Origin of the sequence: Neochlamydia sp. TUME1 (assembly GCF_000813645.1) — a bacterium.
Taxonomy (GTDB): domain Bacteria; phylum Chlamydiota; class Chlamydiia; order Chlamydiales; family Parachlamydiaceae; genus Neochlamydia.
Map to the genome: position 1 here is coordinate 12,713 of NZ_JRXI01000218.1, position 12,348 is coordinate 25,060.

A 12,348-nucleotide genomic window follows, 5' to 3' on the forward strand; every position below is an offset into this window, starting at 1 on the left:
TCTTTATTTTAATAATTATTTTTAATATTTTTATACGGCCACTTCCAAAGCTGGATTGGTTCCTCCCATTTTGATGGCACCCGTATTAACAGCAGGGGCAAGCATTAAATCGTTGGCATAGACTAACTTATTGGCAGGGTCCATCAATCGCTGGGTGAAGGTATATAGATCTACAGAAGGCTTAATATAGTCTTTAAAACTTTCTACGGTTGCTTCAAAAAGAGCTTCGTTTTCTGTGTTTTTAATATTGTTTAAATGGTCTGCAATGCTTCTGACTAGTGAATAAGGTTGTGCGGCATCATGGATATCTTTAGCATTTGCATTGGCAGGTCCCACCAGCAGATCAGCAAGCTGCTGAGCTTGCTCTTGAGCTTTCTTTAAGCCTAATATGGGTAGATAAACAGCAGTCATACTGCTTAGAAGCTCTTGATGCAGATTAGCTTGGGAAAGAGGATTGTTCTCAAGGGTGGGAGATAAAGAAATGCCTGTAGCTATTCGGCGAGCTTCATCTTTAGCCAACCCTTGTAGTCCCAGTTGATATTGCAAGTTGTCTCTTAAAGTAGCTTGAGAGATTTGTTCGGTGTTTGCTAACAAAGCAGCAGCAACTTTGTTGGCAATTTCAGAAGGTGTAGAGATTCCAGCAAGCGTTAAATTGCTGGCTAAATTACTAATGAACAGATTGGTGTCTAGATCATTGGGAGTAAAAAAAGGATCGCTTGTAGCAGTAGGAGCAACACCTGCTATTGAACTGGCTATTTGTAAGGCGTCACCTGAAGAAAAACCTTGCGATTCCAAAGATTTTTTTAAGCCGTCTCTAAAATCAATTTGAGAGGTAAAAAGCGGATCATAAAAGGCGGTAGAAGCAGCAGAAAGTGCATCAGCGGCCTGCTGGCCTGTAATTCCATTCTTGGTTAAATTTTGGGCTAGATTATTAAAAAATTGATCAGAAGCTGCTACAGAAGAAGTTTGTTGAAAAGAGGTTAAAACAGCATTTTGAAGCATTTGTTGAAGAGCACCTAGGCCACTTGAGGATAAGCCTGCTTGCAATCCTAATGCATTAGCAATTTGAGTAGATAGCTGTTGAGCGGCATAGGCCTGGACAAAAGGATTGGAAGCGAAATCATTGATGCCTACTCCTTGCCCAGTTAAGCTAGCAATAGTGGATGAGCTGAGACCAGCCAAGCCTAATAATTGGGCGCCTAAGCCAGATTGTCCTAAGGAAGAGGACAGTAAACTTAAAGCTACTCCTGCCGATGAGAGGTTAATGATCGCGCTTAAAGTGTTTAAAGCCTGGCTAGCGGCAGGGTTATCATTAAGGTCTTGTAAAGCAGAGGATAAGCTATTTTGAGAAATAAGATGGGTGACATTGCTAATAAAGCCTAAGGCTAAAGCTTTGCTTATATTGACGCCATCAATAGTACGGCCAGCTGCATCATTTTTTAGTAGATCAATCATCTGCTGGCCACTCACCAGGGAAGCACTGGCCAATATATTGGCAGTGGCTACTAAGGATACATCAATCGTTCCTGGTTTTAACACAGCATTAAACCTTTGATAATAGGCATTTTGATTTCCTTGATTATGCAGCCTTGCGACGATGGAAGGCTCTAGAGAGGCTGCAATAGAAGCTAAGCCTGCAGTGTTGCTGTTGCCTGCTGCTGAATTGTTATTTGTAACCATTTGAGAAGCAAAGGAAGCAGGAAGAGCCATTAAAGATGTTTTAACGGGTAAGTAATAATCAAGAAATTCTCGCATATCTAGATTTAACTTTAAGCCCTTGTTAATTTGCCCTACGACAGCAAAGGTGAGCTGAAAAAGAGGTAGATAGATAGATTCAATTAAATCGGTAGGAGTGGCAGTGGGATAAGGAGTAATCAAAGGGATGGGTGAGGCATTAATGACGGCAGGGACATTTACGGGAACAGGAGGTGCAGAAGAGGCTACAGGTAAAAGAGGAGCGTAGGTAGGAAGTAATTCTTGAGCGGGAAGAGGCTCTAACCCATATCTTTTTCTTTTTTCGTTAATCTCGGCTAGCTTTTGATTGTTTTTGGCTGCTTGATCGTTATAAGCATTTGCAGCGTCATTGTAATTATTAATGGTCTGATTACGGGAAGTGACATAGTTATTGTAAGTATTAACAGCCTGATTATACGTCGCTTGTGCAGCATTGTAGGTAGCGGTGTTTTGGGCATATTCTTCAGCAGAAATATTACCCGCTAGAAAAGCTTGCGTTTGAGCTTGATAAAGGGTGTAGGCATTATTAAAATTAATGGCTGAGTTATGGATACTTGTGGTGCTGCTATTATCCTGAGAAACACCGCTATTGTAGTCAGAAATGGGTATGTTTACTAAATTAATCCCATCATTAGCTGCTTGGCTGAATTTTTGAGTTTCAGCTTGTAGGCTCAGAAGTTCCTGAAGGATTTGCAAGAGATTATTGGCATTATCGATAGAATTTTTGTAAAAATTGGATCGAAGCAGATTAATGAGGGCACTCTCGCTGTATGAGCTTTGCTTATTCATGCGCGTGGCAAGAGAAATTATTTGCAAATAAGAGAGTAGGGAGGGTTTGGGAATTTGAGGATTATCAGGATTGAAAATAACCAGTCCTGGGTTAGCTAAAGCTTTACTCGCTAAGGTATCCCCAGAAACTTGTGTGGAAGAGGGGGAGGAAGCCGAGGAGGAAGCATTGGAATTGGCTTTCACCCCAGCATTAGCGGCTGAGATGTTTTCGGTCGAAGGATCTTGCTGACTATTATTTTGTAGAGGGCTAACCATATTAACATCTCCTGTCTTAAGGCTTTTGCATTAGGCACGAAAAATTCTTAGTATTCTTTTCTCTTTTAGGGATATGAATGTAATTTGCGTGCCTAAGAAATTTTTTAGAAAACAATTTTAAACCTTATAATTTAATTATATTAAAAAATAAATTTACCATCAATTATTTTATTAAAAAAATATTTATAGTTTTTCCTTTTTTAGCATGAGTAATTAAGGTTTAAGAGGTTTACTTCACAGGTCTTAAAGCTGGGCATTAATAAGAAAAGAATATTACTTTATAACAATCATTAATCTTATCTACCCGATCCACTGGCTTGCTATTCAGCGTAGCTTTTTCTCACTTTTTCGAGTTCCTTTAGGTCAACCAAGGCAGCACAAATCATTCTTCAAAAAGAAGGGTGTAAAAGGTAAAGTCTTCTCAGAAATTAGGTCAATAAACCTACATTTAAGCTACAAAAGTTTTTAAGAAAAGGGGTTTTTTATTCAAAAGTCTATTTAAGCTGCCACCGATGATGCAGATGCTTAATAAAAAACATTTTAGAAGTTTGCCCGTCATTAAATTTTTTTGTGCTCTATCTTTTAAGCCTAGGAGAATGGTCGAACTGCTGCGTTAGCAAAGGTTGTTTTGCTGACAGAAGCCTATAGGGGAAAGGGAGAGGCGAGCTAATGATTATTAAAATCTTTCCAAAAAGAGTGGTGATGGGAAATTTGGCTAGTTTGAGGAAATAGCCTTCTTTCAATAAATTTACGCCAAGATTTAGAAATCTGGTCTAAGTTGATTTCTAAAAGCCCATAATGGGCGTTAGCCATGGTACTATGAATATTTAAAGCATCTATCAGCAACTTAAGCCAATACCCAGTGTGCGAAAAGTCATCTTCAAGATACAAGGCCGAATAGCGTATCACTTCAGGAGCCGTACGGTGGGTAATCATCCATCCTACGATTCTCTGCTTATAACGTAACGCTAGGCTGTTTTCATATTCTATTAAGTTTTTTTCTCTTCCTAAAGGAAAAATGTAGTCGGGAATGCTCATTTGTTCCTGACGATGCATAAGATCTTGTCTTTCTTTGTGAGTGATCTTTTTAAAAAGAAGCTCTTCGAAACCCTCTGCTAAGGTAACATTTTTGCTCTGCCACCATTGGAGATTAAAATCAGAGCGTTTAAAAAGACATTCGATGATTAAAGGCCTAGGGCCTTGCCACTTTTGCTCTAAGAACACCTTTTCCAACAGGGAAGCCATAGGGCTTTCTTGAATGTAAGAAAAGGTTGCTAAGGTGGTAGAGAGCGAAGCTAGAAGTCTGGACATTTCCTCTAGAAGAAGCCGTGCCAGACGAGGATTAGCATGGTGCTTGTCCAAATTTAACGAATGGATGTGAGCAGTATGTATCTGCAGGTGGGCTGTCGCTAAGATAATCCCTACAGGCTGCTCTTGCTCAACCAATCCAATCCCATAGACAGGCGATTGGATTTCAAAAGGATCTAGGCCATTTAAGCAACTATGCAGGGAGGAAGGTAGAAGTTGAGCATAGCTTTCGCGAAGGCTTGCCTCTTGCAAGGGAAAGGTAAGAGGAGCAACTTTCATGATAAATCCTCTGGGACAAGGCAACAAACGTGGAAGCTTTTAAGGGGTCGAAAAGATTTATCTTCTAAATCTTTAGTTGACCAAAGAGTTTTTTTAGCATTTATTATGCATTTCCCAATGCCCTTAAGCAATCTTTTCAGTGTTTCTCTTAATAAGAGGCGCTTTTAAATCAGTGATGGTTTCTTTATCGATAATGATTTCTTCGATGGTACTATCAGAGGGCACTTCATACATTAGCTCTTTCATGCTGCTTTCCAAAATCATCCGTAAGGCCCTTGCGCCTGTGCCAGCTTCCATTGCTTTATGAGCAATGGCATGGAGAGCTTCGTCGGTAAAGGTAAGCTTTACTCCTTCAAGTTCAAACATAGCCGCAAATTGCTTGGCTACAGCATTTTTAGGCTTAATTAAAATATCTTTTAGATCTTCTAGCTTAAGTTCATTACAGTTGGCGATACTGTTAAAGCGACCGATAAACTCAGGAATCATCCCAAATTGAACAAAATCTTCAGGCTCTGCTTTCGATAAGAGCATACTCTTTTGATTAGGATCAATACTTTCTTTGGATTCATTAGTAAATCCAATCGTACTTCTTCCCAAACGCTTAGCTACCATTTTCTCCAAGTTAACGAAAGCTCCTCCTACAATAAATAGAATATTTTCGGTGTTAACTTTTATATATTCTTGGTTAGGGTGCTTACGTCCTCCTTTGGGAGGCACATTAGCTATAGTGCCTTCAACTATTTTTAGAAGAGCTTGTTGAACGCCTTCACCAGAAACATCTCGAGTGATAGAGACATTAGCGGTGGTACGGTTAATCTTATCAATTTCATCCACATAGATAATTCCCTGCTCAGCTTTGGCTACATCATAATCAGCCGCTTGCAGTAGACGCAGGATGATATTTTCAACATCTTCTCCCACATAGCCAGCTTCGGTAAGAGTTGTAGCATCAGCAATAGTAAAAGGCACATCGAGGATGGTTGCTAATGTTTTAGCTATTAATGTTTTTCCAGAGCCGGTAGGGCCAAAAAGAAGCACGTTAGATTTGCTAAAATCAATTTTATTTTCCCCATCCTCTTTATTTTTATTTAGCGCTTGTAAACGCTTGTAATGATTGTAGACGGCAACAGAAATTGTTCGCTTGGCACTTTCCTGGCCAATAATGTATTCATCCAGGCGCTCTTTAATTTCTTTAGGTTTTAATAGCTTTAGCTCATGATTAGGTGTCTTTTTTTTATCTACAATTCCTGCACAGAGGCGAACACATTTATCACAAATATATACGTTAGGTCCTGAAATAAGCTTTTCCACAGCTTCTTCTGAACGACCACAGAAAGAACAGGCAACTACTTCTTTAAGAGGCGTAGGTTTTTTTGACATCTTGACCTTTAAATAAATTATTTTTTAGGTGTAACAACTTCATCAATTAAGCCATACTCTTTTGCTTCAAGAGGACTCATATAAAAATCTCTTTCCGAATCTTGAGCAATTCTTTCTACATTTTGTCCTGTAGCTTCAGCCATAATTTCATGAATGCGCTTTTTTAAATAAAGAATCTCTTTCGCTTGCAAGGCAATATCAGCAGAAGACCCGCCGACGCCTCCAATAGGTTGGTGAATCATAATCCGGCTATTAGGTAAGGCATAGCGATGGCCTTTTGTGCCTGCAGCTAGTAAAAGAGCTCCCATGGAAGATGCTTGGCCTATACAGTAAGTATTGATGCGGCAGCCCATCCATTGTAGGACATCGTAGATAGCTAAACCAGCAGTAATGTAGCCACCCATAGAGTTGATGTAAAGATTGACATCTTTTTTAGGATCTTCCATTCTTAAAAATAGAAGTTGAGCGACAACTACATTGGCCACATGATCAGTGATATCGGTTCCAATAAACACGATGCGGTCTTTAAGTAAGCGGGAAAAAATATCCATCGATCGCTCGCCCCGCCCAGTATCTTCAATCACATAAGGGGTCAGTGAGTTTTTTGATCTTTCTTCATTCATAACAATCCTTATTTCTTGTAGCTTCTTCAAACTTATAAGATGAAATATTCCGCAAGTCAAGTATTAATCTATATGCTGGGCTTGCTCGACAAGAAAGTCCTTAGTTTTTTGAGTGATTAAAAAACTATACAGTCTTTCTCGCATATCTTCTGCTTTCATCGATTCGTCAATAACAGCGGTCTCTTGGCTAAGCATTTGTTTCATAAACTCTTGTATGATTTCTTCTTGAGAAACCTCTATTTGATGATCGTCTGCTATCTCGCGTAGAAGATAGAATAGGCGATAAGCATTTTCAATGCTTTGAGTGATCTGCTGTCTGGCTTCTTCAGATTTTTTTTCACGCTCCTCGGGGCTTAGGTTTGCTTTCCGAATATTTTTAAGCGCTTGCATGATTTGCAATTCTTTATCTTCTTTTGTCAATGAATAGGGAATATCAAACGGATATTTTTCTGCTAGCTGTTTTTCAATTTGGCGTCGTTGCTCCATCTGGGCATACTCATCTGCACGCTTTTCCAAGTTTTTTTCAATACGGGCCTTTAATTCTTCTACGGTAGGAGCACCGGCTTTGGCAGCTAGTTCGTCATTGATCTCAGGAAGAAGCGCTTGTTGATGAGCGGTGATGGTAATTTTGCAGCGGGTAGGCTTGAAATTTGCATGCTCAGAATGATCATGTGTAGGATCTTCACAAGTCTCTGCATGGGTAGAGTCTTGTTCACTCATGCCCTCTACAACATCGTTGACATTTTTGCCAATAAGAAGATTGTATAACCATGCTCCTAGCTTGCCCTTTTCTACCTGAAAGCGGGAGTCTTTACAAATTTCAAAGTTTTCATCCATATTTTCGATAGTTAAGTCAACGTAATCCCCTTCAATGATAGGATGATCCACCTTATCTTCCCAAGTCGCATGAGAAAGTTGAATTTGCTGCAGAATCTCTTGGACCTGGGCAGGGCTAATAGGTTCCTTTTGAGCTTTTTTAACGGTCAGTTCATCTGGCTTGACTTTTGGTACCCGCGGGTCTGCTTCATATTCGATGACTAAGTGGGCCCCTTCTTCAAGAGAAATTTCTTTAATTTGTGGGCGTTGGATGGTATTCCTACTAAAAGGGTAAGCCTGGGTAAGTTCAAGAGCTTCTTGGAAAGCAGTGTTGACCAGAAGATCCTTCCATTCTTGGTGGACAGGAGCTTTATAATTTTGCACCACGAAATTTTCGGGAGCCTTTCCTTTACGGAAGCCAGGCAAGGTCACTTCTTTATTAACATTTTTAATAGCTTTTTTGTAGGCCGCCTGGGTTGCCAGAGGAGAGACAGTAATCTCGAGTTTTATTTTACATCCTGGTGCACGTGAAAAGATAACATGAAGGTTATCATTTTTATATTCGTTTTGTTGAGCTGACACAAAAATACCTCATAATAAAAGATGGAGAGGAAGATAGAAAAAAACTACTTATCCTAGGAATCAAAATTTTAAATTATCATAAACGGAAATTAAGAAGATATTGCTAAAGTAGCGGGTGATGAGATTTGAACTCACGACACTCACGTTGGCAACGTGATGCTCTACCCCTGAGCTACACCCGCAGTCTATTTCCTATGCCTAAAAAGTTTATCAATAGCGGGTGATGAGATTTGAACTCACGACACTCACGTTGGCAACGTGATGCTCTACCCCTGAGCTACACCCGCACGATTTTTAAGCGCAGAAGTAGAAGTATAAAAATATAAAGCTTTTCTAACAAGGAAAAAAGAGAGGACGCTAAAGGTTGTATGTCGAGGGTCTTTTTAAAGTTTAAAGTCTCCTTAAGAAAAAGATTTTGACCGAGAAGCAAAAAGTGTTATTTAATCTCTCCAGAGGCTGTGTAGTTTTAAAAAGGATTAACAGTAGATCCTTTCTATTGCATTCATACAGAATCCTTTGCTTGGCAGCCAGAAAGCAAGGAGCTTTTTTATTTTCGTAAAAATAAAAAGAAAAAATAGGGGTTATTTCATAAAGTTAAGGCAAGAGGCCAAGGAATAGAGCAATTTTTGGTAAGCTTAGCGTAGTTTATGTGGATGAGGGATGTTAAATGGGATGGATCCTTAGAAAAAATAAAGCTAAAAAATTTTTAAAGAGGGAGGCGGCAAAAGAAAAAAATGCTAGCCACGTTTATAAAAATTGGCAACTAAAGCTTTAAGGGCTAGAGAGAAAAAGACTTTAAATAGCTAAAAAACAAGAGGAATGAGGATTCAAGTTAAAAGAGATAAATATAGATTATAAGAAAGATAAGTCAAAGAATAGGGAATGCTACCTCTCTTTCGTCCCTAATTTTTCTTAAAAGTTCAGAGGTTAAAGAAAGAAAAAATATAATAATACTTGAATTTATTTACGAATTTTAGTTTGTTTTGACAACATGATCTTAACTTTATATACTGCGCCGATGTGGACAGTAGCTCTTACCCTTCATAAAAAATAAATTTTAAGAATATAACATGCTAAACTTTCGAAAGCTTAAGCAAGATTACTCGTCAGCTTTATTAAAAGATGGAAAAGCTCTCTATGAAAAAGGGACAGTTTCGTCGGCAAAGATTGTCACTTTAGACGCTCAACGTGTCCGTTTGAGTTGTAAAGTACAGGGAGCCTTTGAAAAAACTTACAATTGTGAAATAGAAATTGATAGGCGTGAATCCACAACCATGGATTCTGATTGCGATTGCCCTCATCAGTATGATTGTCAGCATTTATCTGCTGTTCTGTTTTATTTAGAAGCGCATTTAGATGAAACCATTGTAAAATACTCTAAAGAGACTGATCTAGGCAAAAATCCAGCTATCGATGAATCTGAAAAGGAGACCCTACGAGAAACCTTTAAGGAAGCGGAAACTAAGGAAACCGTGCGTCGCAACAAAAAACAGCAAAAAGAGCTGCTTATAGAATATGTAGGGGCATCGGATGTTTTAGGAAAATCTCCTTTTTTCCTTCCCGAAGAAGAGCTAATACAAGATAAAGCAGAATTGGCTATCATCTTCTCAAATATAGCCCCTACTTCCCCGCAATCTTATGTGGAAGTGCAGCTAGCTTTAAGGTTGCCTTTTCGTTCTAAGCCTTTAAATATCGCTAATGCTCGAGAGTTCTTGGATTCTTTATGTTATCAAGAGCCTTTTTACATTGGAAATAAACGTTATTATTTCACTTTGCAATCCTTTGATGAGGATAGTGCCCAAACTCTTAAAATGCTGATGAATTTTGCACGTTTCCCTGAAGTAAAAGAAGATCGCAATTTACGCCTTATCCACATTGATTTAGAAGCCTTCGGAAATCTTCTTGCTCAGGCTTATGAGGGAGCTATTGCTCGCCCTAAAGCTTTAAACACCTCTTATGAAACGGAGGCTGAACATCCCTTGTTGCCTTGTTTTTATTGTGGGACTATGGAGGAGCCCTTACGTTATTCAGGCCAGCTTGGGAAGTTGCGTTTTGAATTAGAATATATAAAAGCAGATAGCCCTAAAATCCTGGTTAATCCAACTTTGATGATTGACGAGGATCAGAGGGTAACTTTACCAGAAGTGCGCCTCTTTGAATGTGCCAAGCCTGGCTTATTGTATCAAAACAATTATTATAGATTCCAGCCACGTATTCGACGCAAACATCTCCGTAATCTACCAGCTATCCGTGATGTAACCATCCCTGAAGCTCTTTTTGGAACTTTCGTTGAAAATTCTTTACCTGAGCTTATGCGCTATGCAGATATTTATAATCGTGAGATTATCGATCGCTTTGTGACCTTACCTTTTGTGGGTAAGCTACGTGCTATTTGCGATATAAATTATTTAAATGGTGAGCTAGAAGCCGCGTTACAGTTTATTTATGATGATATTGTTGTACCTGCGGCTCCTTCGCAAATTAATCCTAATCACATCTTACCCTTTGTAACAACAGAAGGAATTTTAGCACGTAATTTGACAGAAGAGCAAAAAATCTTACGTGAACTCTTCCAAGATTTTATTTACGATCCTTCGACCGGTTTTTTTATTGCCAAAACAGATAAAAAAATTATTGAATTTATGACCGATATTATCCCTCATAATCAAGATCGTATTAAATTTAATTGCCCTGAAAATCTTTTAGATCAATTTATTTATGAAGAGACTAAATTCAAAATTCACCTTAAAGAAACCGATCGTATTGACCAGTATGAAGTGCACATTAAGGTGAATGGGTATTTAAACGGCTTTACCTTAGATATGTTGTGGGAATGTTTATCAACAAAGCGCGCTTTTGTAGAGTTAGCACGAAAAAAGAGCACGAAAAAGAAAGATTCTGCTTCTAAATCGCATAAAATTCTCGTTTTAGAGCTGGATAAATTGGCGCCAATTATCCAATTACTAGATGATATAGGGGTTAAACAGCTAGCAGACCATGTGCAGGTTTGTCCTTTGTGGAGCTTATCAAGTATCGATGTCAAGGCTTACCAAGGTTTACCTCTAGATATTACCATGAGCCCTAAGCTAAAACTCATTCAAGAGCAGATGTTAGGAATGGCTGTTCCTTGCACAAGTGTTATTCCTAAAAATATTCAAGCCTCTCTTAGATCCTATCAAAATGAAGGTGTGAGCTGGCTTAACCGTTTACGTGACATGCATTTGAACGGTATCTTAGCTGATGACATGGGTCTGGGAAAAACTTTGCAATCCATTATTGCAATTACGCAGCATAAACTTGAGCATCCTAAAGCTATTTCTCTTGTTGTTTGCCCTACTTCTTTGGTTTATAACTGGAAAGAAGAGATTGGTAAGTTTAACCCTCAGCTTAAAGTATTAGCTGTAGACGGCACTCCCACTCAACGTAAAAAGTTATTAACCTCTATTCGCGACTTCGATGTCATTATTACCTCTTATAGTCTTTTACAAAAAGATGTAGATTTCTATATTACTATTAAGTTCGGTTATTGCATTCTAGATGAGGCCCAGCATATTAAGAATCGGGGAACCCGCAATGCCAAATCGGTAAAAATGATACAAGCCGCTCATCGTCTAATCTTAACAGGTACGCCTATAGAAAATTCATTAGATGAGCTATGGAGCTTGTTTGACTTTTTAATGCCTGGCTTGCTCAGCAGTTATGAAAGGTTTGTGGAAAAATATATTCGGCATCCTTCCCAGCCTGCCGGCTCCCAACTGGAAATTTTACGCCAGAAAGTTTCTCCTTTCATTTTACGGCGCATGAAACAAGACGTTCTTTCCGAACTACCGCCTGTCTCTGAAATTGTCTACCATTGCCATCTTTCTGAAACTCAGCGTGAGCTTTATCATTCTTATGCCGCCTCGGCAAGGGAAGAACTCTCTAAGCTAGTCAAGCGGGAAGGCTTTGAAAAAATTCAGATTCATGTGCTAGCCACACTGACTCGTTTGAAGCAGATTTGCTGCCATCCAGCAATCTTTGCTAAAGACAAAGCAGAAGTGGGGGATTCTTCTAAATACGATATGTTGATGGAGTTGCTGCAAACCCTTATAGAGGGAAAGCATAAAACTGTTATCTTCAGCCAGTATACGCGCATGCTTAATATCATGCGGGAAGATTTACAAAGGCAAGGTATTCCTTTTGAATATCTGGATGGAGCTAGTAAAAATCGTTTAAATATTGTAAAAAAATTTAACGAGGATCAAAATATCCCTGTTTTTCTAGTGTCTTTAAAGGCCGGGGGTACAGGGCTAAATCTTGTCGGAGCTGATACCGTCATTCATTATGATATGTGGTGGAACCCGGCCGTAGAAAATCAGGCAACAGATCGCGTGCATAGAATTGGGCAAAAAAATGCCGTTTCAGCATATAAATTGGTGACACTCAATACAATCGAAGAAAAAATCATGGAGCTGCAGAATCGTAAAAAAGGTCTTGTGAAAAAAGTCGTAAGCTCAGATGACGAAGCTATCTCGAAATTGACTTGGGAAGAGGTGTTGGAGTTGTTGCAAACATAAAAGGTACAATAGAGGCCACATGAGTA

General features: G+C 39.0%; 6 protein-coding genes and 2 tRNA genes. 1 reads left to right on the top strand and 7 read right to left on the bottom strand.

From position 1 onward, the window contains the following. Nucleotides 1-30 precede the first annotated feature (30 nt). From DB41_RS10015 to DB41_RS10045, 7 genes are all read right to left on the bottom strand, one after another. A complete protein-coding gene (locus DB41_RS10015; protein WP_039386898.1) occupies nt 31-2,778 on the bottom strand; it encodes a hypothetical protein in 2,748 nt (915 codons plus the stop codon). A gap of 666 nt (nt 2,779-3,444) precedes the next feature. After that, a complete protein-coding gene (locus DB41_RS10020) occupies nt 3,445-4,365 on the bottom strand; it encodes a hypothetical protein (protein ID WP_039386900.1) in 921 nt (306 codons plus the stop codon). A 123-nt stretch (nt 4,366-4,488) separates the two neighbouring features. Continuing rightward, the gene (gene clpX / locus DB41_RS10025) at nt 4,489-5,745 is read right to left on the bottom strand and encodes an ATP-dependent Clp protease ATP-binding subunit ClpX (protein WP_039386903.1); all 1,257 of its coding nucleotides are present in this window, start codon (nt 5,743-5,745) and stop codon (nt 4,489-4,491) included. A 17-nt stretch (nt 5,746-5,762) separates the two neighbouring features. After that, nucleotides 5,763-6,368, bottom strand: a complete 606-nt coding sequence (locus DB41_RS10030; protein ID WP_039386906.1) for an ATP-dependent Clp protease proteolytic subunit — start codon at nt 6,366-6,368, stop codon at nt 5,763-5,765. A 63-nt stretch (nt 6,369-6,431) separates the two neighbouring features. Next, nucleotides 6,432-7,766 (bottom strand): trigger factor, encoded by a 1,335-nt coding sequence (tig, locus tag DB41_RS10035; RefSeq protein WP_039386909.1) that lies wholly within the window; start codon nt 7,764-7,766, stop codon nt 6,432-6,434. 110 nt (nt 7,767-7,876) lie between these two features. Continuing rightward, nucleotides 7,877-7,948, bottom strand: a tRNA-Gly gene (locus tag DB41_RS10040). A 33-nt stretch (nt 7,949-7,981) separates the two neighbouring features. Then, nucleotides 7,982-8,053: transfer RNA gene (locus DB41_RS10045), tRNA-Gly, on the bottom strand. Nucleotides 8,054-8,836: 783 nt separating this feature from the next. Between DB41_RS10045 and DB41_RS10050 the strand changes: the two genes are divergently transcribed. Then, entirely contained in the window at nt 8,837-12,322 is a 3,486-nt protein-coding gene (locus tag DB41_RS10050; RefSeq protein ID WP_039386911.1) for a DEAD/DEAH box helicase, read from the top strand. Nucleotides 12,323-12,348: the final 26 nt, after the last annotated feature.

What these genes read in the sequence shown, in the direction of transcription:
- DB41_RS10015 (WP_039386898.1), bottom strand. Translation starts at nt 2,778, where the DNA reads ATGGTTAGCCCTCTACAAAATAATAGTCAGCAAGATCCTTCGACCGAA.
- DB41_RS10030 (WP_039386906.1), bottom strand. Translation starts at nt 6,368, where the DNA reads ATGAATGAAGAAAGATCAAAAAACTCACTGACCCCTTATGTGATTGAA.
- clpX (WP_039386903.1), bottom strand. Translation starts at nt 5,745, where the DNA reads ATGTCAAAAAAACCTACGCCTCTTAAAGAAGTAGTTGCCTGTTCTTTC.
- DB41_RS10050 (WP_039386911.1), top strand. Translation starts at nt 8,837, where the DNA reads ATGCTAAACTTTCGAAAGCTTAAGCAAGATTACTCGTCAGCTTTATTA.
- DB41_RS10020 (WP_039386900.1), bottom strand. Translation starts at nt 4,365, where the DNA reads ATGAAAGTTGCTCCTCTTACCTTTCCCTTGCAAGAGGCAAGCCTTCGC.